A 24,207-nucleotide genomic window follows, 5' to 3' on the forward strand; every position below is an offset into this window, starting at 1 on the left:
CGTAGGAAGTCATGGGACGGTGGAGCCGCCGAGGAGCTCGAGCAGCATCGCCATCTGCTCCGGGTCCACCTGGGCGAGCTCGGCGTCCATCTCCTCCTGGACGGCGTCCACGCGCCTGGCCATCTCCGCGATCGTGGGTCCCTCGAAGAGCGCCCGCAGCGGCAGCTCCACACCGGACAACTCGCGGACCCGCGACATCACCCGCATCGCCAGGAGCGAGTGCCCGCCCAGCTCGAAGAAGCTTTCCTCCACGCCCACCCGCTCCAGGCGCAGCACCTCCGCCCAGATCCCCGCCAGCACCTCCTCGGTCGGCGTCCGCGGCGCTACGTACAGCTCCGCGTCGGCCGCGTACTCGGGCACCGGCAGCGCCTTGCGGTCCACCTTTCCGTTCGGGGTCAGCGGCAGCCGGTCCAGCGCCACGATGGCCCGCGGCACCATGTACTCGGGAAGCCCCTGGCGCAGGTGCGCGCGCAGCCCGTCCACCTCCGCGCTCCCCACCACGTACGCCACCAAGCGCTTGTCGCCCGGCTGGTCTTCGCGCATCATCACCCGGGCCTCGCGCACCCCCGGGTACGCCGCGATCGCCGCCTCCACCTCGCCCGGCTCGATGCGGAAGCCGCGGATCTTCACCTGGTCGTCCAGGCGGCCCATGAACTCCAGCTTTCCCTCGTTCCGCCACCGCGCCCGGTCGCCGGTGCGGTACATCCGCCCACCGGGCTCGGCGGCGAAGGGATCGGGGACGAAGCGCTCGGCCGTCAGCCCCGGGCGGCCCAGGTAGCCGCGCACCACGCCGTCACCGCCGATGCACAGCTCGCCGGGGATTCCCACCGGGAGCGGTTCGCCGGCGGCGTCCAGCACGTAGGCGCGCGCATTCGGGATCGGCCCGCCGATCAGCACCGTGGGCGCATCCTCCGCCACCTCGTCCACCTCTTCCAGCGTGCACCAGACGGTGGCCTCGGTGGGCCCGTACTCGTGCAGCAGGCGGGCAGGCTTCCCCTCGCGCAGCATCGCCCGCACGCTCTCGGTTCCCACGGCCTCGGCCCCGAAGACCAGCTGGCGCAGGCCGGCGTAGACATCCACCTGCTCGCGCACGTGCTGGTTGAAGAGCGCCGCCGTCTGGTAGAGGTGCGTGATCCCCTGCCCGCGCAGCGCCTGCCCCAGCAGCGGGGCGGAAATGAGGACGTCGCGGTCGATGCCCACCAGCGTAGCCCCGTTCAGCAGCGCACCCCAGATCTCGAAGACGGCCGCATCGAAGCTCACGTTCGACGCCTGCGCCACCCGGTCTCCGGGGCCGATCGGCATGGTCCCGGGGAGGCCCGATGCGTACTGCACCACCTCGCGGTGCCCCATCATCACGCCCTTGGGACGCCCCGTGCTCCCGCTGGTGTAGAAGACGTAGGCGAGGTTCCCCCCCGACGCGTTCGCCGGCGGAGGGTGATCCGGCTCGGCGGCGAGCACCTCCGCCACCTGGTCGAGACGGACGACGTGGAGACTCGATCCGGCCAGCTGGATGTCCAGATTTCCCTCGCTCAGCAGCACGCGCGCGCCGCTGTCGGCGAGCATCAGCTCCATCCGCTCGGCCGGGTAGCTGGTGTCGACAGGAACGCAGCACCCGCCGGCCTTGAGCACGGCCAGGGTGGCCACCACGTTGTCCACGCTGCGATCCAGGCGCAGGCCGACGCGGCTCTCCGGGCCCACGCCCAGCCCGGCCAGGTGGTGCGCCAGCCGGTTGGCGCGCGCGTCCAGCTCCCGGTACGTCACTTCCTCCGTGCCCCAGACCAGGGCCGCCACGTCGGGGGTGCGCTCCGCCTGCGCCGCGAAGAGCTGGTGGATGCAGGCGTTCCGCGGATACTCCGCCTCGGTGCGGTTCCACTCCACGACGACCCGGTCGCGCTCCTCCGGCCCGGCGAGCGCCAAGCGCGAGAGGCGCACGTCGGCATCGGCGGCCACCTGCTCCAGCACCCGCTCCAGGTGGCCGAGCATCCGGTCGATCGTGCCGCGATCGAAGAGGTCCGTGCTGTAGGTCAGCCCACCCCGCAGTCCGCGCGAGGTGGCCGTGAGCACGAGGGACAGGTCGAACTTGGCGCTCGCGCGCTCCGCCTCCACGCCGCTGACGACCACGCCCGGCAGCGCGGCGCCCGCGCCCCCGGCGTTCTGCAGCGTCAGCAGGACCTGGAAGAGGGGCGCGTGGCTCAGGGTGCGCTCCGGCTGTAGCTCGGCCACCAGGCGCTCGAAGGGCACCTCCTGGTTCTCGTACGCGCCGAGGGTCACCTCCCGCGCCCGCCGCAGGGTCTCGCGGAAGCTGGGGTCGCCGGAAAGGTTGGTCCGCAGCACCAGGGTGTTGACGAAGAAGCCGATCAGCGCCTCGGTTTCCTTCCGCGTCCGCCCCGCGATGGGGCTGCCCACGACCACGTCGTCGCTCCCGGCGTACTTGCCCAGCAGCACCTGGAAGGCGGACAGCAGCGTCATGTACAGCGTGGCGCCCTCGCTCCGTCCCAGTGCCTGCAGCCGCTCCGTCAGCTCGGGGGAGAACTGCACGGGGACCGTCGCGCCCCGGTACGTCTGCACCGCCGGGCGCTGACGGTCCGTCGGCAGTTCCAGCAGCTCCGGCGCACCCGCCAGCCGCTCGCGCCAGTACGCGAGCTGCCGCTCCAGGACCGCGCCCTCCAGCTGCTCGCGCTGCCACACCGCGAAGTCGGCGTACTGCACCGACAGCTCCGGAAGCGGCGACTCACGCCCGTCGCGATACGCCTCGTACAGCGACGACAGCTCGCGGTAGAGCACGCCCATGCTCCACCCGTCGCTGACGACGTGGTGCATGGAAAGCAGAAGCACGTGCTCCTCGGCACCCAGGCGCAGCAGGCTCACCCGGAAGAGCGGGCCCGCCGACAGGTCGAACGGCCGCTCCGCGGTTTCTGCCACGAGCTCGCGCTGCACCTCGGCCTCGCGCGCCTCTTCGGAGAGGTGGGAAAGGTCCTGCACCGTCACCCCGAAGCCGGCGAAGGGCACAATCACCTGCCGGACGGTGCCCCCCTGCTCGCGGAACACCGTCCGCAGCGCCTGATGGCGCCGCACGATCTCGCCCAGGCTCCGCTCCAGCGCGTCCACGTCCAGGGGGCCGCGCAGGCGCAGGGCGAAGGGAAGGTTGTAGAAGGCGCTCCCCGGCTCCAGCTGGTCCAGGAACCACAGCCGTTCCTGCGCGAACGACAGCGGCGGCGGCTCCGCGCGCTCCACCGGCACCACGGGCGGCAGCACCGCCAGCCCCGCGCGCCGCATCTCCTCCACGCGCGCCGCCATCTCGGCCACGGTGGGCCCCTCGAAGAGCGCCCGCAGCGGCAGCTCCACGCCGAACACCTCGCGCACCCACGACACCACCCGCGTGGCCAGCAGCGAGTGCCCGCCCAGCTCAAAGAACGCGTCGTGCACCCCCACCCGCTCCACGCCCAGCACCTCGGCCCAGGCCCCCGCCAGCACCTCCTCGACCGGGGTGCGCGGCGCGACGTACGTCTCCTCGTCCGGCGCGAACTCCGGCTCCGGCAGCGCCTTGCGGTCCAGCTTGCCGTTGGGGTTCACCGGCAGCGCGTCCATGTGGACGAACGCGGCCGGCACCATGTACTCCGGCAGCCGCTCGGCAAGGTGGGCGCGCAGCGCCCCGGCGCCCGCCGGGTCGCCCGTGTAGTAGGCCACCAGCCGCGGGTCGCCCATCTCCCCGTCGCGCGCCCGCGCCACCACCACCGTCTCGTGCACGGCCGCGTGCTCGGCCAGCCGCGCCTCGATCTCGCCCAGCTCGATGCGGAACCCGCGCACCTTCACCTGCGAGTCGCCGCGGCCCATGAACTCGATGGTCCCGTCCGGCAGCCACCGCCCCAGGTCGCCCGTGCGGTACAGCCGCGCGCCGGGCGCCCGGCCGCAGGGGTCGGGGAGATAGCGCTCGGCCGTCTGCCCCGGCAGTCCCCGGTACCCGCGCGTGACCCCGGCGCCGCCCAGGTACAGCTCCCCCGTCACCCCCACCGGCACCGGCTCGCCGGCCGCGTCCAGCACGTAGATGGTGGCGTTGGCGATGGGGCGGCCCGGCGGCATGGAGCGGCTGGAGTAGCTCGACAGGTCTGCCCGCGCGAAGTGGTGGGCCGTGATCCCGGTGGCCTCCGTGGAACCGTACGGGTTCAGGAACACCGGACGGGGCTCCGGCACCCGCGCCAGCTGCCGCGGGTACAGCGGCTCCCCGCCGAAGACCACGATCCGCAGCCCGCCGATCGCCTTCCCCCCGTCCGCCTCGACCAGCGCCTGGAAGCCGGTCGGCGTCAGGTTCATCATGGTGATGCCCGACGAGAAGATCTGCGCGGCGATCCTCTGCGGCTCGAACGGCTCGCGCGCCAAGTGCACCCGCCCGCCCACGAACAGCGGCGCCATCAGGTTCCGCTGCGTCAGGTGAAAGCTGAAGGAGGTGACGACCAGGACCACGTCCCGCTCCGTAATCCCGGTGGAGCCCAGGTACCAGTGCAGCAGGTTGGAAGCGCCCCCGTGCGTCATCATCACCCCCTTGGGCCGCCCCGTGGAGCCCGAGGTGTAGATGACGTACGTCAGGTGCTCCGGCGACAGCGCCGCGCGCTCCGGGTTCGTCTCCGGCTGGCCCGCCCACCACGCCGCGTCCTCGTCCAGCACGAGCAGGGGCACGTCCAGCCCCGCCAGCCGCGGGGCCAGCGCACCCTGCGTCAGCATCACCACCGGGGCGCTGTCCTGCACCATGTCCAGCAGCCGTTCCCGCGGATAGCCCGGGTCCAGCGGCAGGTACGCGCCCCCCGCCTTCAGCACGCCGAACACGGCCACCACCAACTCGGGCTCGCGCTCCACGCAGATCCCCACGCGCACGTCGGGGCCGACGCCGAGGTCCCGAAGGTGGTGCGCCAGCCGGTTGGCCCGGGCGTTCAGCTCCGCGTACGTCAGATGCCGGTTCTCGAAGACCACCGCCACCGCGTCGGGCGTGCAACGGGCCTGCGCCTCGAACCGCTCGTGGATGAACGAATCGGCGGGATATGGCGTCTCCGTGCGGTTCCACTCCTCGGTGACCAGGCGGCGCTCCTCGTCCGACAGCAGCGGCAGCCGATCCACTGGCCGGGTCTCGTCCGCCGCCATCCCCGCCAGCATCCGGCGCAGGTACCCCGCGTAGCGCTCCACCGTCTCCCGGTCGAACAGCGCCGTCGCGAACACCACCTCGCCCGCGATCCCGCCGTTTTCCTCCCGCAGTTCGAGCGACAGGTCGAGCCCGCCCGTCGTACGCGGCTCCTCCGCCGCCGCGCCAGTCCGCAGGCCGCTCGCGCGTGCGTCCCGCCAGGCGAACCCCGCGCGGAACAGCGGCGTGGCGGAAGCGGCACCGTCCGCTGGAACGAGCTCCACCACCCGATGGAAGGGAAGCTCCTGGTTCCGCAGCGCCCCACGCACCCGCGCCTCGACCTGGCCCAGCAGCTCCGCGGCCGTGGGCGAGCCCGACAGGTCCACCCGCACCGGCAGGGCGCTCGCGAAGGAGCCGGTCAGCCCTTCCGCCTCGCGGCTCCCCATGGAGGTGCCGACCACCAGGTCCGTCTGCCCCGACAGCCGGCCCAGCACCGCGGCCCACCCCGCCAGCAGGGTCGTGGGCAGCGCTACGCCGCGGCGCGATGCGAGCGCCCTCAACCCCGCGGCCACCCCCTCGTCCACCCTTAGCCGGACAATAGCCCCGGCGGGATCCGGCTGAGCGGGGCGCGGGCGGTCCGCCGGCAGTTCCAGCGGCTCCGGGGCGCCCGCCAGCATGTTCCGCCAGTACTCCGCCTGCTCCCGCGGCAGCCCGTCGTCCATCGCCGGCGGCTCCGCCCGGACCGCGCTCACCGCCACCGGCAGTGAAGCGGAGGATGTCCGACCAGCAAGCACGTCCATAGCCTGTATCCCCGCAGAAAATCTCGCCTGAGACGCAACACTGTAGGGCCTATGTGCCCCGCAGGATCCCTTGTCTTTTCAGCTCACGTGACTCCCGGCACGCCCGCGCGCGTCGTCTCCGACCTGGGCGACGTGCCGCGCCGCCGGGCCTCAGCCCCCGCCCGCGGCGGACGCGCGGATCGCGTGGGAGATGGCCGCCCCCACCACCTCCACGTTCCCCTTCTTCCACATCGTGTGGTGCGTACCCGGAACGGGCACCAGCCGGACCGGAGCGCCCCCCGGGATGTCTCCCCAGCCCCGGTACGGGTCGTCGTCCTTCTCATCTTCGGTGCTGAAGAGGTAGGCGGGGACCGGGAGCGGACCGGGGACGAACTCCGCGTGGGTGCGCTTGAGAAGGGCGATCCGGCTATCCACCTGCTCGGCCCGGGCCATGGTGACCGTTTCGGGCAGGAGCCCCCGCGCCTTGCACTCGGCGATGAAGGCCGGCAGATCCGAGCCCTCGGTAGCTTCCTTCAGCGCCTGGAGCGCCTCGGGCGTCGCCGGCGTCACGCCGTTGTCCCGGGCCAGTAGATCGAGCACCGTGAACTGCCGCGACCGCGCCAACGCCTGACTCGGAACGCCGGGCGGCTTGGGGGCGTCCAGCAGCCCGACGAACTCCACCGCCCCTCCCGTCGCGAGCAGCCGTTCCGCCACCGCGTACGCGAAGATCCCGCCCGCCGACCACCCCGCCAGGCGATACGGCCCCTCCGGCTGCACCTCCGCCATCATCCGCACCAGCCGGGTCACCAGGTCGTCCAGGGAGTCGAGCTCGTCCGTGGCATTGAGCGGACCCGGCAGGGCGTAGACGGGGATCTCCGCGTCCAGGTGCGGGCGGAGGATCTGCGCGTAGAAGACGATCCCGGCCGCGTCGTGCACCACGAACAGGGGGCGTTCGGAGCCGGTCTCCCGGATGGGAATGGCGTGGTCGGTGCCGAACCACGCGCCGCCCCCGGCCAGCCGCGCCGCGAGTTCGTGGAGCGTCGCGTGCGCGAACACCTCCTCCACCGTGGCCGCGGGGTTCAGCGCGGCGCGCACCCGGGTCACCAGCCGGGCGGCGAGCAGGGAGTGGCCGCCCAGGTCGAAGAAGTGGTCGCGCCGGCCCACACGCTCCACCCCCAGCAGCTCGGTCCAGATCTCCGCCAGCACCTGCTCCGTCATGGTGCGCGGCGGCTCGTGGCCGCCGCGCGCGTACGCCGCGGCGTCCGGCGCCGGAAGCGCCCCGCGGTCGAGCTTGCCGTTGCTCGTGAGCGGAAACGCCTCCAGCCGCACGTACGCCGCGGGCACCATGTACGCCGGGAGCGAGGCGGCGAGGTGCGCCCTCAGCGTCTCGGCATCTGCGTCGCCGACGACGTAGGCGACCAGCCGCTTGTCTCCCGGGGCGTCTTCGCGCACCAGCACCACCGCCTCGCGCACCGCCGGGTGCTCGCGCAGCCGCGCCTCGATCTCGCCCGGCTCGATCCGGAAGCCGCGGAGCTTCGCCTGGAAGTCGGTGCGCCCCAGGAACTCCAGGTTCCCCGCCGCGCTCCAGCGCACGCGGTCGCCGGTGCGGTACAGCCGTGCGCCGGCCCCGGGCGAGAACGGATCGGGGACGAAGCGCTCCGCCGTCAGGCCCGGCCGGCCGAGGTAGCCGCGCGCCACCTGCGCCCCGCCCACGTACAGCTCGCCGGGGACGCCGATCGGCGCGGGGTGGAGCGCGGAATCCAGCACGTACGCGCGGGTGTTCGCCACCGGGCGGCCGATGGGGACGCGGACATCCGCCGCACCGGCCTCGCAACGGTGGGCGGTGCTCCAGACGGTCGCCTCGGTGGGCCCGTACTCGTTCACCAGCGCCACGCCGGGGAGGCGGTCGTGGTGGCGCGCGACGAGCGGCGGCGCGCACTCCTCCCCCGCGACGATCACCGTCCGCAGCGTCCCTCCCCACGGCTCCGCGTCGTCGAGGAGATGGGCGTGGAGCGACGGCACCGCCAGGAGGTGGGTGACCCCGGTCCGCTCCACCAGCGCGCGGATGCGTTCCGCGTCGGCGCCCTCGTCCGCGCCGGGGAGGACCAGGGCGCCCCCGCCGCACAGGGTCCAGAACACCCCCGCCACCGAGCTGTCGAAGGCGATGGAGGAAAGGAGAAGGTAGGCGCCGACGGGCTCGGGGTAGAAGCGCCCGCGGGCGGCGGTCGAGTTCGCCAGGCTGCGGTGGGCGACCATCACCCCCTTGGGCGTCCCCGTGGAGCCGGAGGTGTAGATGACGTACGCCAGGTGGCCGGGCGTGAGCCCCGCGCACGCGGGGTTCGTCTCCGGCCCCTGCGCCCACGCCGGGGCGGGGGCGTCGAGCTCCACCACCGGCACGTCCAGTCCCGTGAACGTGCCGGCCAGGGACGACTGCGTAACGAGCACCGCCGGCGCGCTGTCCTCCAGCATGTAGCGCAGCCGGTCGGCGGGGTACGCCGGGTCCAGCGGCACGTAGGCGCCGCCCGCCTTGAGAATGGCCAGCAGGCCGGCGATCATCTCCGGGCCGCGCTTCACGCAGATCGCCACGCGCGCGTCCGGCCCCACGCCCCGTGCGCGGAGGTGGTGCGCCAGCCGGTTGGCACGCGCGTTCAGCTCGCGGTAGGTGAGCGGCTCCTCCTCGAAGACCACCGCCACCGCTCCCGGCGTGCGCTCCGCCTGCGCTTCGAACAGCTCGTGGATGCACGCGCCGGCGGGGAACGCGGCGTCGGTGGCGTTCCACTCCTCCACCAGCCTGCGCCGCTCGGCCGCGGAGAGCAGGCCCAGCTCGTCGACCGGCTTCGCGTCGTCCGCGGCCATCCCCTCCAGCACGCGGCGCAGGTAGCCGGCGTACCGCTCCACCGTTTCCCGCTCGAACAGGGCGGTGGCGTACTCCACCACCCCCTCGATCCGCCCCCCATCCTCCCGGAGCGTCAGCGAGAGGTCGAACTTCGCGCGCACCTGCCACGGCGAGTCCCCGGACCGCGCCCCGTCCGGCGGGTACAGCGGGGCCAGTGCCAGCCCCGGCAGCTCCAGGCTTCCGTCCGGCGCGTTCTGCCAGGCGAACATCACCTGGAACAGCGGGGGGTGCGACAGGCTGCGCGCCGGCTGCACCCGTTCCACCACCTGCTCGAACGGGATGTCCTGGTTCTGCTGCGCCTCGAGCGCGCGCGCTTTCACGCGCCTCAGCGCGTCGGCCACCGACGGCGCGCCGGAGAGGTCCACCCGCACCGGCAGCATGTTGACGAAGAAGCCGATCAGACCCTCGATCTCGCTCCGGCCGCGGTTGGCGCTCGGGGTGCCGACCACCACCTCGTCCTGCCCCGAGAGGCGGGCAAGCACGGTAGCCCATCCGGCGAGCAGCGTCATGAAGAGCGTGGTGCCGCGCCGCTGCGACATCGTCCTGAGCGCCGCGGTCAGCGCGGCGTCGAGCTCCACGTTCACCGACGCGCCTGTGAAGTCCTGCTTCGCCGGGCGCGGGTGGTCGGTGGGCAGTTCCACCAGTTCGGGGGCGCCGGCCAGCGTCGCGAGCCAGTACTCCGCCTGCGCCTTCAGGACGGGCCCTTCCACCCAGCGCCGGTGCCAGACGGCGTAGTCGGCGTACTGCACCGGCAGCGGCGGGAGCGGATCGGGCTCGCCGTGCACGAAGGCGGTGTACAGCGCGCCCAGTTCGCGATGCAGCACGCCCATCGACCAGCCGTCGGAGACGATGTGGTGCAGGGTCAGCAGCAGCACGTGGTCGTCCGCCGCCATGCGCACCAGGCGCCCGCGAACCAGCGGGCCGTGCTCCAGGTCGAAAGGCGCGCTCGCCTCGTCCTGCACCAGGCGCCGCAGCCCATCCTCGGGGTCCGGCGCGGCGTGGAGATCGTGCTCCACCAGCCCGAACGTGCTCTCCTCGACCGGGGCGATGCGCTGGACCGGCTCACCATCCACCGTCGGGAAGGAGGTGCGCAGCGCCTCGTGGCGCGCGACGATGCGGTCCAGCGACCGCACCAGCGCGCCACGGTCCAGGTGGCCCCGCAGCCGCAGGCCCATGGGGATGTGGTAGGTGCTGCCCAGGTTCCCGAGCTGCTCCAGGAACCACAGCCGCTGCTGCGCGAACGACAGCGGGATCGCGGCGGTCCGGTCCACGGGCGCGATCGCCATCGTCTCGGCCTGCGCGGCCGCCTGCAGCGCCCGCGCGAGGTCCGCCAGCACGGGCCGCTCGAACACGTCGCGCGGCGAAGCCGCCAGGCCCAGCGCCTCCCGCACCCGAGAGACGACGCGCACCGCGAGCAGCGAGTGCCCGCCCAGCTCGAAGAAGTGGTCGCGCCGGCCCACGCGCTCCACGCCCAGCAACTCCGCCCAGATCGCCGCGACCGCTTCCTCCACCGTGCCGGACGGCGCCTCGTACCCACGCGCGGGGAACGCATCGCCCTCGGGCGCGGGAAGCGCCCTGCGATCGACCTTGCCGTTCGGCGTCAGCGGCAGCGCGTCCAGGCGCACGTACGCCGCTGGCACCATGTATTCGGGGAGGCGGTCCGAGAGATGCGCCCGCAGCACCTCCGCTCCGGCCGTCCCGTCGCCCGCCACGTAGGCCACCAGCCGCTTCTCGCCCCGCGTGTCCTCGCGAACGAGCACCACCGCCTCGCGCACCCCCGGGTGCTCCGCGAGCCGCGCCTCGATCTCGCCCGGCTCGATGCGGAAGCCGCGCACCTTCACCTGGAAGTCGGTGCGCCCCAGGAACTCCACGGACCCGTCCGCCAGCCACCGCACCCGGTCGCCCGTCCGATAGAGCCGCGCCCCCGGCTGGGACGAGAAGGGATCGGGGACGAAGCGCTCCGCCGTCAGCCCCGGCCGCCCCAGGTAGTCGCGCGCCACGCTGGCGCCGCCCAGGCACAGCTCCCCCGGCGCGCCCACGGCGGCGACGTCCCCGCCCGGCTCCACCACGTAGAGCGCGGCGTTCCCCAGCGGCCGCCCCACCATCTGCCGCGCCGCCGCTTCGCCGCCCAGCCGGTGCGACGCGCAGATGATCGCCCCCTCGGTGGGGCCGTAGAGCACGTGGATCTCCGCCGCCGGGAACGCCGCCCGCATCTCTTCCAGCAGGTCGGGGGCGACCGCGTCGCCACCCACGAAGGCGTGGCGCAGGGTGCGCAGCACCCCCTCGGGCGCGGCGCGCACCTCCTCCACGATGCGGCGCATCAGCGCCGGCACCGCGTGCACCACGGTGCACCGCGCGAGGTCCTCCACCAGCCGCGGCACGTCCGGCACCCGCTCGCGCGGGACCAGCCGCACGGTTGCGCCCCCAAGGAGGGGGAGGAGCGTCTCGAACAGCCAGATGTCGAAGGCGAAGGAGGCGAGCGAGGGCACCCGGTCGCCGGCACCGAATCCGAACGCCTCACCCGCCACGGCCAGCGTGGCCCCGACGCTCCCGTGCGGCACGCGCACACCCTTGGGACGGCCGGTGGAGCCCGAGGTGTAGATCACGTAGGCCAGGTGCTCCGGCCTGAGCCCGCCCCGCCCCGGGTCCGTCGCGGGGAGGGCAGCCCACGCCGGCGCAGAGGCGTCCAGCTCGACCACCGGGACGTCCGCGCCCGCGACACGATCACGCAGGTGCGTCTGCACGAGCACCGCCGCCGGCGCGCTGTCGGCCAGCGTGTACGCCAGGCGCTCGGCTGGATAGCCCGGGTCCAGCGGCACGTATGCGCCGCCCGCCTTGAGCACCCCCAGCACCCCCACCATCATCTCCAGGCCACGCTCCACGCAGACCCCTACCCGCGCGTCCGGTCCCACGCCCAGGGCGCGGAGGTGGTGCGCCAGACGGTTGGACCGCGCGCTCAGCTCCGCGTAGCTCAGCGTCTCGTCTTCAAAAACGAGCGCGGCCGCGCCGGGCGTGCGCTCCGCTTGGGCTTCGAAGAGCTCGTGGACGCATGCGCCGGCGGGGAACGCGGGGGCGGTGGCGTTCCATTCCTCCACCACCCGGCGCCGCTCGGCCGCGGAAAGCAGTTCCAGCCGGTCCACCGGCGCCCGGTCGTCGGCGGCCATCGCCTGAAGCACCCGGCGGAGGTAGCCCACGTACCGCTCCACCGTCGCCCGGTCGAAGAGCGCGGTGGCGTAGGTCACGTCGCCCGTGATCCGCCCGCCGCTCGGCGCCATGCTCAGCACCAGGTCGAACGCGGCCGCCTCCTCCTCCACCCCGTCGAGCGGCGCCGCGGCGATGCCCGGCAGTTCCAGCTCGCCGCCGGTCATCTCCTGCCACGCCAGCCCCACCTGGAAGAGGGGCGTGTGCGACAGGCTGCGCGCCGGCCGCACCCGCTCGACCACCTGCTCGAAGGGAAAGTCCTGGTTCTGCTGCGCCTCCAGCGCCCGCTCGCGTACGCGCCGCAGCAGCTCCGCCACCGTGGGCGCGCCCGACAGCTCCACCCGCAGCGCCAGCGTATTGACGAAGAACCCGATCAGCCCCTCGATCTCGCGGGTCCCGCGGCCCGCCGACGGCGTGCCCACCACCACGTCGTTCTGGCCGGACAGCCGGGCGAGCACCACCGCCCACCCCGCCAGCAGCGTCATGAACGGCGTGGCCCCGTGCCGCTGCGCCAGCGTCCTGAGCGCCGCGGTCAACGCCTCGTCCAGCTCTACCTTCACCAACGCACCGGCGAAGTCCTGCCGCGCCGGGCGCGGGCGGTCCGTCGGCAGCTCCAGCAGTTCCGGCGCGCCGGCCAGCGTCTCGGTCCAGTACTCCGCCTGCGCCTCCACGGCGGGACTGCTCACCCACCGCCGGTGCCACACGGCGTAGTCCGCGTACTGAACCGGCAGCGGCGGCAGCGGGTCCGCCTCGCCACGCGAGAACGCGGTGTAGAGCACCTCCAGCTCCCGCGCCAGCACCCCGACCGACCACCCGTCGCTCACCACGTGGTGCATCGTCAGGAGCAGCGCGTGGTCGTCCGGACCCATCCGCACCAGACGGCCACGCACCAGCGGCCCCACCGCCAGGGCGAACGGCGCCGCAATCTCCTCCGACGCCAGGCGCCGCAGCTCACCCTCGCCGTCCGCGCACCCGGTGAGGTCGTGGTCCCGCAGGGTGAAGCCGTGCTCGTCCGCCGGCGCGATGCGCTGCTCCCACTCGCCCTGCCCCGCGGGGAAGGTCGTACGCAGCGACTCGTGGCGCTCCACGATCCGCTCCAGCGCCCGCGCCAGGGCGGTGCGGTCCAACTCGCCGCGCAGCCGCACCTGCCACGCCACGTGGTACGCCGCGCCCGCGCCTTCCAGCTGGTCGATGAACCACTGCCGCTGCTGCGCGAACGACAGCGGCAGCGGCGAGCCGTCGCGCGGCACCGGCACCAGCGGCGGGGCTCCGGCGTCGCCGGGCGCCTCCGCCCGGAGCGCCTCCACCCGGCCCGCCAACGCCGCCAGCGTGGGCGCCTCGAACACGGCCCGCAGCGGCAGCTCGGTCCGGAACGCCTCCCGCACCCGCGACACCAGCTGCGTGGCGAGCAGGGAGTGGCCGCCCAGCTCGAAGAAGTTGTCCTCCCCGCCGACGCGCTCCACACCCAGCACCTCCGCCCAGATCCCCGCCATCCGCTCTTCGGCCGGGGTGCGCGGGGCCACGTACGTCCCCCCGCCCGAGCCGAGCGTGTCGGGCGCGGGGAGCGCGGCGCGGTCCACCTTGCCGTTGGGGGTGACGGGGAACGCCTCCAGCACCACGAAGGCGCCCGGCACCATGTACTCCGGCAGCCGGGCGCGGGCGGCCTCGCGAAGCGCGGGGACGAGCGCGCGCATGCGGCGCCCCCACTGCGGGTCGTTGGCATAGCTCTCCCACGGCCGCTCCGCATCCATCGCCGCGGGGAAGGGCGCAACGTCGGCGGCCGGATGGAGGAGCACGTCCAGCGTCCCCGCCGCACCCGGGCGCACCTCCACGGCACGGCCCGTCTCCTCACCGAGCGCGAAGAGCGCCTCGGGGGCGATCCCACCCGCGTCCTCGGCCGCGAGCGCGCGCACGGCCGCCGCGTCGGCCGCTTCACCGCCGGCCAGTACCAGCTCGTACGCGCGGGCGTGCTCGCGGACCCGCGCGTCGGGCACGCCACGGACGAGCAGCGCCGACGCGGTCTCAGCCGCCAGCGCCCGCAAGCGGTCCACGTCCTCCCCGCCCCACTCGCGGACGACCAGGTCCGCCGCGTCGGCCATGTCGGCATCGAGGTGCAGCACGACGTCGTAGCGGAAGCGTGAGACCTCGTTGTCGTACTCGCCCCGCTTCACCTGCACTTCCACGCGGCCCAGCCGCGGCATCCGCGCCCGCACCGCCTCGAACAGCGCCGGATCGACCAGCAGCTCCTGCTCCTCGGCCATCCCCCGCCGCACCCGCACCTGCAGGCGCCCGGCGGGGAGGTCGTCGGATGCTCGGGCGAGCTCCACCGAGGCGTGGAACGCCCCCGCCAGCGGCAGGCTGCGTACGTCGCCCACGAAGATCCGCCCGCCCGGCCGCAGCGCCGCCGCCGCGCCCTCCAGCACGCGCAGCAGGTAGTCCAGGTCCGGGAAGTACTGCGCGACCGAGTTGACGACCACCACGTCGAACTCGGCCCCCGCGTAGTCGTCCAGCCGGTCGGCCTCGCGCACGGCGAGCGAAACCTGCGGCAGCCCCGCGGCGTGCCGGCGGACGTGCGCCAGCGCCACCCCCGAGAAGTCGGTCCCGTGGTAGGCCCGCGTGTGCGGCGCCACGCGGAACAGCAGCAGCCCCGTCCCGCACCCCACCTCCAGCACCCGCTCCGGGCGCAGCGCCAGGATGCGCTCCGCCGTGTGCTCCACCCACGCGCGCATCTCCTCGCGCGGAATCGGCTCGCCCGTGTAGCTGCTGTTCCACCCCGTCAGCGCCAGGGTGGGGTCTTCTTCCGCCTCGTCCTGCGCGTAGGTGTCGTCGAAGAGCGTTTCCCACTCGGACACCTGCGCCCTGCCGCCGGCGATCTCCACGCCGTCCGCGCCCGGGACGACGTAGGCGACCAGGCGCCGGTCCCCGGGAGCGTCCTCCCGCGCCAGCACGACGGCCTCGCGCACGCCGGGCTGCCCACGCAGCACGGCCTCGATCTCGCCGGGCTCGATACGGAAGCCGCGCACCTTCACCTGCTCGTCGGCGCGCCCCAGGAACTCCAGGACGCCGTCCGCGCGCCAGCGGGCACGGTCTCCCGTGCGGTAGGCCCGCTCCGCCCCGGCGCCCACGAACTTCTCGGCGTTCAGCTCCGGCCGGCCCAGGTAGCCCCGTGCCACCCCTCCGCCCGAGATCCACACCTCGCCCGGCACCCCGGCCGGCGCCAGCTCGCCGCGCGGGCCGCGCACGGCCAGGCGCACCCCCGGCAGCGGCCGCCCGAGCGGATGCCCGGCGACCGCACCTTCCGCGGGCACGGCGTACGTCGCGCAGATGATCGTCCCTTCGGTGGGCCCGTAGAGAACGCGCGTCTGCGCCGCCGGGAGCAGCTCGCGCATGTCCTCCAGCAGGCCGGGCGGCACCGAGTCGCCGCCCACCAGCAGGAGCCGCAGCGAGGGAAGCATCCCCCCGCCCCGCACCACCTCGACGACCTGCCGCATCAGCGCGGGAACGGCGTGCAGCACCGTCACGTCGGCCACGGCGGCGACCAGCTCCTCGGGGTCCCGCGCGACCTCGTGCGGGACGATCCGCACCGCGCCCCCGGCCAGGAGCGGCGTGAGCAGCTCCAGCAGCGAAATGTCGAACGTGGTCGAAGCGAGCGCCGCCACCACGTCGCCGGGGACGAAGCCGAGCGTTTCGAGGCTGGCACGCAGCGTGTGGGTGAGCTGCGCGTGCTCCACCATCACCGCCTTGGGGGTCCCCGTGGATCCCGACGTGTAGATCAGGTAGGCCAGGTCGCCCGGACCACCGCCGCCGTGGGGCTCCAGTTCTCCGCCGGGCAGATCGCCCTGCGCGGAGGGGTCGAGCAGCAGGACGTCCGCCTCGCGGGCCACGAGCGCCCCGGCCAGCGGGAGGTCGGAGACGACGAGCTTCGCCCCGGAGTCGCGCAGGAAGAAGGCAAGGCGCTCCACCGGGTGGCTCGGGTCCAGCGGGAGGTAGACGCCGCCCGCCTTCCACACGGCCAGCAGTGCGGCGACGGTCCCCGCACCGCGCGCCAGGCAGACGGCGACCGCCGTCCCGGTCCCCACGCCGAGGCCGCGCAGGCGCCGGGCGAGGCGCTCGGCGCGCGCGTCCAGCTCCGCGTAGGTGAGCGACTCGCCCGCGAACAGGAGCGCCGGGGCGTCCGGCGTGCGTGCGGCCTGCGCCGCGAAGAGCAGGTGCGCCGGGGCGTCACCCGTGCCGTCGCGCGCGGACCCGCCGCCGAACGCCAGGATCTGCCGCACCTCCTCGTCCGGAAGGATGGACAGGCGTGACAGGCGCTCCTCCGGCGCGGCGACGGCCGAGGCGAGCACCGCCCGGTACTGCGCCGCGAAGCGCTCCATGGTGGCGGCGTCGAACAGGTCGGTCCGGAAGCGCAGGCTCCCGGCCAGCTCCTCGCCCGCCTCCGTGATGTCCAGCTCCAGGTCGAAGCGCACCGTCCCGCTCTCGCTCCCGAACGTCCGGACCTCGCTCCCGAACGGCTCCAGCCGAAGCCCGGCGATGGCCGGACCCTCGCCGTAACCCAGGTTCTGGAGCGCGAACATCACCTGGAAAAGCGGCGTATGCGACAGCCCGCGGTCCGGAGCGACCTCCTCCACCAGCCGCTCGAACGGCAGCTCCTGGTGGGCGTACGCCCCCAGCGCCGTCTCCCGCACGCGGCCCATGAGCTCCTGGAACGTGGGGTCGCCGGAAAGATCGATGCGCAGCGCGAGCGTGTTGACGAAGAAGCCGATCAGCCCCTCCGTCCCTCCCTGCGTGCGTCCCGCGATCGGCGAGCCGACGACCAGGTCCTCCTGCCCCGACCAGCGCGAGAGCAGCAGGTCGAAGGCGGCGTGCGTCACCATGTAGAGCGTCGCCCCTTCCCGCCGGGCGAGAGCGCGGAGCCCACGTGCGATCTCCGCGGGGATGCGGAACACGTGGGCAGCGCCGCGCGAGCTCGCCACCGCCCGACGCGGGCGGTCGGTCGGGAGCTCCAGCGAGGCGGGTGCGCCGCCCAGCCGCTCCCGCCACCAGTCGAGCTGCCGCTGGAGCACCTCGCCCCGCAGCCAGGCGCGCTGCCACACTGCGAAGTCCGCGTACTGCACCGCCAGCGGCGGCAGCGGCGATGCCGCCCCTGCCGCATCGGAGGGCCGCGAGAACCATTCGTAGAGGGTGAACAGCTCGCGGAAGAGCACGTCCATGCTCCATCCGTCGCTGACGATGTGGTGCATCGTCAGCAGCAGCACGTGCTCCTCGCCGGAGAGGCGCACCAGCGTCGCGCGGAGCAGCGGACCGCGCTCCAGGTCGAACAGGCGCTCCGCGTCCTCCCGCGCCAGGCGGCGCGCCTCGTCCTCGCGGTCCTGCGGCGCGAGCCCGGTGATGTCCAGCACGGGGAGGTGGGCGGGCGCGGCTGGATGGACGATCTGGACAGCGCCCTGCTCCACCGGGCGGAACGTGGTGCGCAGCGCCTCGTGGCGGCGCACCAATTCGTTCAGCGCACGCTCCAGGGCGCTCGCGTCGAGGTGCCCCCGCAGCCGGCTGGGCCATGGCCCGTTGTAGCGGGTGCCCTCCGGCTCCATCTGGTGCAGGAACCAGAGCCGCTCCTGCGCAAAGGAGAGCGGCAGCGGCCCCGTGCGCTCGATCGGCACCACGGCCGGCACCATCGGCAGCTCCGCCTGGCGCACCTCCTCCACGCGCCCGGCCAGCTCCGCCACCGTGGGGCCCTCGAAGAGCGCGCTCAGCGGCAGCTCCACCCCGAACAGCTCGCGAACCCGCGACACCACCTGCGTGGCCAGCAGCGAGTGCCCGCCCAGGTCCAGGAAATCGTCGTGCCGGCCCACCCGCCCGGCGCCGAGCACCTCGGCCCAGATCGCGGCCACCGCCTGCTCCGTCTCGCCCACGGGAGCCTCGTACTCCCGGGCCGCATACGCATCGTCCCTGGGGGCAGGGAGCGCGTTGCGGTCCAGCTTCCCGTTCGGCGTGAGCGGATACGTCTCCATCCACACGTACGCCGCCGGCACCATGTACTCCGGGAGCCGCTCGGCGAGATGCGACTTCAGCGCGTCTACGGCGACCGGCTCGTCCGCCAGGTAGTACGCGACCAGCCGCCGGTCGCCCGGCGCGTCCTCGCGAGCCAGGACGACGGGAGCCCGCACGCCCGGGTGCTCCGCGAGCCGCGCCTCGATTTCGCCCGGCTCGATGCGGAAGCCGCGCACCTTCACCTGGAAGTCGGTCCGCCCCAGGAACTCCACCGACCCGTCCGCCAGCCACCGCGCCCGGTCGCCAGTGCGGTAGAGCCGCGCCCCCGGCCCGGTGGCGAAGGGATCGGGGACGAAGCGCTCCGCCGTCAGCCCCGGCCGCCCCAGGTAGTCGCGCGCCAGGCTGGCGCCGCCCAGGCACAGCTCTCCGGCGACGCCGACCGGCGCCACCCCGCCCCCGGGCTCCACCACGTAGAGCGCCGCGTTCCCCAGCGGCCGCCCCACCATCTGCCGCGCCGCGGCTTCGCCGCCCAGCCGGTGCGCGGCGCAGATGATTGCCGCCTCGGTGGGGCCGTAGAGGACGTGGACCTCCGCCGCCGGGAACGCCGCCCGCATCTCCTCCAGCAGGTCGGGCGCGACCGCGTCGCCGCCCACGAAGGCGTGGCGCAGGGCACCCAGCACCCCCTCGGGCGTCGCGCGCACCTCCTCCACGATGCGGCGCATCAGCGCCGGCACGGCGTGCAGCACGGTGCACCGCGCGAGGTCCTCCACCAGCCGCGGCACGTCCGGCACCCGCTCGCGCGGGACCAGCCGCACGGTTCCGCCTCCGAGGAGGGGGAGCAGCGTCTCGAACAGCCAGATGTCGAAGGCGAAGGAGGCGAGCGAGGGAACGCGGTCGCCGGCGCCGAATCCGAACGCCTCACCCGCAGCGGCCAGCGTGGCGCCGAGGCTCCCGTGCGGCACGCGCACACCCTTGGGTCGGCCGGTGGAGCCGGAGGTGTAGATCACGTACGCCAGGTGGTCCGGCGTGAGCCCGCCGCGCCCCGGGTCCGTCGCGGGGAGCGAAGCCCACGCAGGCGCCGCGGCGTCCAGCGCGACCACCGGGACGTCCGCGCCCGCGACACGATCACGCAGACGCGTCTGCACGAGCACCGCCGCCGGGGCGCTGTCGGCCAGCATGTACGCGAGGCGATCCGCCGGGTAGCCAGGGTCCAGCGGCACGTACACCCCGCCCGCTTTGAGCACCCCCAGCACCCCCACCACCATCTCCAGGCTCCGCTCCGCGCAAATCCCCACCCGCGCATCCGGTCCCACGCCCAGGGCGCGGAGGTGGTGCGCCAGCCGGTTGGACCGCGCGCTCAGCTCCGCGTAGCTCAGCGTCTCGTCTTCGAAGACGAGCGCGGCCGCGCCGGGCGTGCGCGCCGCCTGCGCCTCGAACCCCTCGTGCACGAACGCTTCGCGCGGGTGCTCCGCGCGCCTGGCGTTGAACTCTTCCACCACCGTGCGGCGCTCGGCATCGGAGAGCAGCTCCAGCCGGTCCACCGGCGCCCGGTCGTCGTCGGCCATCGCCTGAAGCACCCGGCGGAGGTAGCCCACGTACCGCTCCACCGTCGCCCGGTCGAAGAGCGCGGTGGCGTAGGTCGCCTCGCCCGTGATCCGCCCGCCATCCTCCCGGAGCGCCAGCGAAAGGTCGAACTTCGCGCTCACCTGCGGCGACGAGCCCCAGGAGCCCGCCGTGTCCAGCGGGCATAGTTCCATCCCCGGCAGCTCCAGGCTTCCCCCCGGCGCGTTCTGCCAGTCGAACAGCACCTGGAAGAGGGGCGTGTGCGCCGGGCTGCGGACCGGCTGCACCCGCTCCACCACCTGCTCGAAGGGGATGTCGCGGTTCCCCTGGGCCTCCAGGGCGAGCGCGCTCACGCGGTCGAGCAACTCGGCCACCGTGGGCGCGCCGGCAAGGTCCACGCGCAGCGCAAGGGGGTTGGCGAAGAAGCCGATCAGGCCCTCGATCTCGCTCCGCCCGCGGTTGGCGCTCGGGGTGCCGACCACCACGTCGTCCTGCCCCGAGAGGCGGGCAAGCACGGCGGCCCATCCGGCGAGCAGCGTCGTGAACAGCGTGACACCGTGCCGCTGAGACAGGGCCTTGAGCGCCGCGGTCAGTGCCTCGTCCAGTTCCACATTCACCGACGCGCCGTCGAAATCCTGCTTGGCCGGGCGCGGGCGGTCGGTGGGCAGTTCCAGCCGTTCGGGCGCGCCGGCGAGGGCTCGCGTCCAGTACTCCGCCTGCGCCTGCAGGACGGGGCCTTCCACCTGGCGGCGGTGCCACGCGGCGTAGTCGGCGTACTGCACCGGCAGCGGCGGGAGCGGATCGGGCTCGCCGCGCGCGAAGGCGGCGTACAGCGCACCCAGCTCGCGGAAGAGCACGCCGGTGGACCCGCCGTCGGCGACGATGTGATGCATCGTCAGCAGCAGCACGTGGTCGTCGGCCGCCATGCGCACCAGGCGCCCGCGGATCAGCGGGCCGTGCTCCAGGTCGAACGGCGCGCTCGCCTCGTCCTGCACCAGGCGGCGCAGCCCATCCTCCGGGTCCGGCGCGGCATGGAGATCGTGCTCCACCAGCCGGAACGCGCTCTCCTCGACAGGGGCCATGCGCTGGACCGGCTCGCCCTCCACCGCGGGAAAGGTCGTCCGCAGCGCCTCGTGGCGCGCGACGATGCGGTCCAGCGCGCGGACCAGCGCGCCGCGGTCCAGGGCTCCGCGCAGCCGCAGGCGCATGGGGATGTGGTACGCCGCGCCGGTGCCGCCCCGCTGCTCCAGGAACCACAGCCGCTGCTGCGCGAACGACAGCGGGATCGCGGCGGTCCGGTCCACGGGCGCGATCGCCGTGGTCTCGGCCTGCGCGGCGATCTCCAGCCCGCGTGCAAAGTCAGCCGGAAGCGCCCTCTTCGCTTCGGGAGAGAGATTCCGCGTGTGTGCGAGATCGATCGTCATCAACCGGTTCTTTTCGGGACCGCTGCTACGGGAGCGGAGCGGCTTCGTCCTGAGGATGGCCTTCCACCGGAAACGCGTGAATACGACCGGTCCTTACGGGGCGTCCCGGCCGCCGCCGGACGGCCGGGGTTGCCGGCTAGGCCGGGCTCACGGGTACGGCGCGCGCTCCCGCATCGTCCGTCGATGCGCGAGCTTGGGGCCCGCCACACGTTCGGTTGTGCTTGGATTACCCGCGAAACGCCGGTGAACGAGGTGCTCGCGGCATGCGCGTCGCGCGACTTGGACGCCCTTGCCGCTCGCTCACCTCGCCCGTCTCGACGGGGAGCGCCAGCGCTCCAAGGCAATGGAGAGACGCCCCCCTCACGTGATCCGCCAAGATCCGTGGTTACGATACTCTACTAAATCACTTCCCCTCGCGTCAAGCTCACCCCCCGCTCGCCCCCGTTACCGGGCACGAACAGCGGCTGGACTGAACGGTCCCGGGATCTCGTTGCCACCGGTATTTTTGAGGTTTGTAAATTCAATTGGCCGAAAGCGGCCGGTCAGGAACGCTGGGAGGAAGCCTGGAGCCGCCGGGTGGGAACTACGCCCCTGGGACACGGCGGGCTCCGAGGGCTCGTCGTTGCGGGGGGAGTTGTGGACTTCCGCCGCATACGAGCTGAAGTCGCTGATTCGGCTTGGTTTCGGCCTGCTTTGATCTCGTACAGGCCGTATTTGGCCTCTACGAGCACACTTCACCTCAGCCGGGGCCGTGCAACACGGCGCCAGGCGAGCCAGGCGCAGCAGGTTGTACGCGACCCGACTACCAGCGCCTGCTGCCCCGATCTTCCACTGCCCAACGCGTTCACGGAGCCCACTCCCGTCAGTCCACCAACCAGATGGACACGGTGTGAGTTCCCGAAACTCTGCCGCCGATCCTCTCTAGACTCGGCACGATCCAGGATCACTGACGCCATCTTTCCGCCCTTGCGTGCAGGGCTGCTGCCCACCACCGGCAGGCGAGGGAGGATGATCCGATGATGGGCAGGCACACCGTACAGGCCGTGGTGTAGTCGGGGGCCTCTCCACGAACGCCATCGCAGCAAAGATGGGCATCTCTCCGTACGTTCCGTGCAGCGGATCGCGAAGGAGCCGCCCATCGAGCAGTCCGACGGCAAGCGAGCGCGGAGTGCCCGCCGCTGGGCGTCCGTCGCTACCCACCGCGAAAAGTTCCGAAAACAGCAAAGCCCCCGTCAACGTGATCCGTTGCGGGGACTCTACTTAGGGCAGTGGGCTTGGGCCGATTCGAACGGCCGACCTCACGCTTACCAAGCGGCTCCCGGGGGGACTGGAACACCGCAGCCTGTCACAAAACCTAGACAGGACGCGCGATCTGCCGACGTTCCGCTTCCCCGCTGCGGGACCGTGCCCGGCAGTTTGGACACCCATTTGGACACCCCGGCGGCGCACCGGCCAGACGCCTATTCGCCCGGAAGGGACGGCGGGTCTGGGCGCCGGCGCTGCAGCATCCCTCTTTCGCGCCCAGTGCCGCCAAGCAGAAGATGCAGTCTGCGGTACATCGCCCCTCCGTCAGCTGGCGGCGTCCAGCCGCGGCGGCTCAGGTGGGGAGTCGTCCGGCAGCCAGTCGGCGATGCCGGCGATCTCCTCCGCCTGGCGCCACGCCGCCTCCAGCGCGGCCAGTTCGCCACGCAGCGCTTCGCGCTCCAGTTCGTCGTGCACAGCCATTTCCAGCGCCAGCCTGCGGGTGTCCCGCACCCAGCGGTCCGTGGAGCGGTCACTAATCGGCATCCGGTCTGCGGCGCCACGGCGCAGGTACATTTCCGCCGATCCGCTGGCCGCGAGCAGGTTCACCGCCGCCTGCACCCCGTCCCGGCCGGCGCCGGCGGCGTTCAGTTCCAGCATTCCCCGGCGCAGCACGGTGCGCGCGTTTTCCGCGTTCAGCACCAGCGCGCCGTCGCGCCAGCTGCCCAGCCCGGGCAGGACCTCGTCCTCCGGGACCCCCAGTTCCAGCCCCACCTGCCCGTCGAAGGTGAAGGCGAGCCGGGCCGCTCGAAAGTCGAAGACGTCCACGTCTAACCCCGAGTACGGCAGGAGCGATCCGGACTCCAGCCGGGGGCGCCACTGGCCCGCGAGCCGCGGGCCCTGGATCAGCAGGAAGAAAACCGAAGCGACCGCCCCTGCAAAGCCCCCCATCAACGTCATCGTGGCCGCCGGCGCGATTACCGTCACACCCACCACCGCTGCAGCCGCCGCGCGCCGGCGCTGCATGATCGTCCCGTAGCGCCACACCGCCAGCTCGCCCGGCAGCGCGCGGCCGATGCGGATCAGCCGGGTTCCGTCGCGGAGCTTCGTCAGCCCCACGTTTTCGCTCTGCACCCGCACGCGCGTGTCGCGGAACCGGCGCTCCGCCTCCTCTACGGCCTCCCATCGCTCGTGGAGTGGCGCCAGGTTCCACCGCGCGCACCTGGGGCAGACAGCCCACAGGCGCCCCTTCGCCGCGTCGAACGCCAGGCTGCGCCCGACGGGAAAGTGCTCGATCGACTCGTTGGCTCCCAGCGCCGACCAGCAGAAGATGCATGCGCGGTACATCGTCAGTACGCCACCGGGACGAGTGGGGAACGGGGAAAGGGCGACCACGACGTCAAATGGGAAATATCGGAATTACCCATACGGATCGCAAGGCGATGGCCGGGAGATCGCGGCGGGCAAGAACCGTGACGCACCCTGACGGGTAAACCACACTGCCAGACCGCACTGCCTGGGCGGAGTGCTACAGCCTTCCTACCCGGGACCTGGAACTCGCCGCCTGCTTCATCGGCGACGGCGAACGGCTCCTTCAGTGGTACCCGCACGCCGGTCTCCTTCCGAAAATATCCGAAAAACAGCAAAGCCCCCGTCAACGTAAACACGTTGCGGGGGCTCTACTTAGGGCAGTGGGCCTGGGCCGATTCGAACGGCCGACCTCACGCTTATCAGGCGTGCGCTCTAACCAACTGAGCTACAGGCCCTTCAACCAGGGACGTTCGGGGTGTCTGTGCGGTTCGACCTGTGAGATGCTTTCTGCTCGACTCCCCGAGGGAAGAAGAGCCTACTCGCGTCTCCAGAAAGGAGGTGATCCAGCCGCAGGTTCCCCTACGGCTACCTTGTTACGACTTCGCCCCAGTCATCGAGCTCGCCTTCGGCCGCTCCCTCCCTTAAAGGGTTGGGTCACGGACTTCGGGCGCTCCCGACTCCCATGGCGTGACG

General features: G+C 73.1%; 3 protein-coding genes, 1 tRNA gene and 1 rRNA gene. All 5 read right to left on the bottom strand.

The window, feature by feature from the left end:
• Positions 1 to 9 precede the first annotated feature (9 nt).
• The gene (locus tag VF632_RS04745) at positions 10 to 5,868 is read right to left on the bottom strand and encodes an amino acid adenylation domain-containing protein (protein ID WP_331021707.1); all 5,859 of its coding nucleotides are present in this window, start codon (positions 5,866 to 5,868) and stop codon (positions 10 to 12) included.
• A 192-nt stretch (positions 5,869 to 6,060) separates the two neighbouring features.
• A complete protein-coding gene (locus tag VF632_RS04750; protein WP_331021708.1) occupies positions 6,061 to 20,961 on the bottom strand; it encodes a non-ribosomal peptide synthase/polyketide synthase in 14,901 nt (4,966 codons plus the stop codon).
• A 1,569-nt stretch (positions 20,962 to 22,530) separates the two neighbouring features.
• Positions 22,531 to 23,550 carry a hypothetical protein gene (locus VF632_RS04755; RefSeq protein WP_331021709.1) on the bottom strand — a complete coding sequence of 340 codons (1,020 nt, stop codon included), beginning with the start codon at positions 23,548 to 23,550 and terminating at the stop codon, positions 22,531 to 22,533.
• A gap of 345 nt (positions 23,551 to 23,895) precedes the next feature.
• Positions 23,896 to 23,969 (bottom strand) — tRNA-Ile (locus VF632_RS04760).
• Positions 23,970 to 24,065: 96 nt separating this feature from the next.
• Positions 24,066 to 24,207: ribosomal RNA gene (locus tag VF632_RS04765) — 16S ribosomal RNA — on the bottom strand; the annotation flags it as partial.

Origin of the sequence: Longimicrobium sp. (assembly GCF_036388275.1) — a bacterium.
In the GTDB taxonomy this organism is placed as follows: Bacteria; Gemmatimonadota; Gemmatimonadetes; order Longimicrobiales; family Longimicrobiaceae; genus Longimicrobium.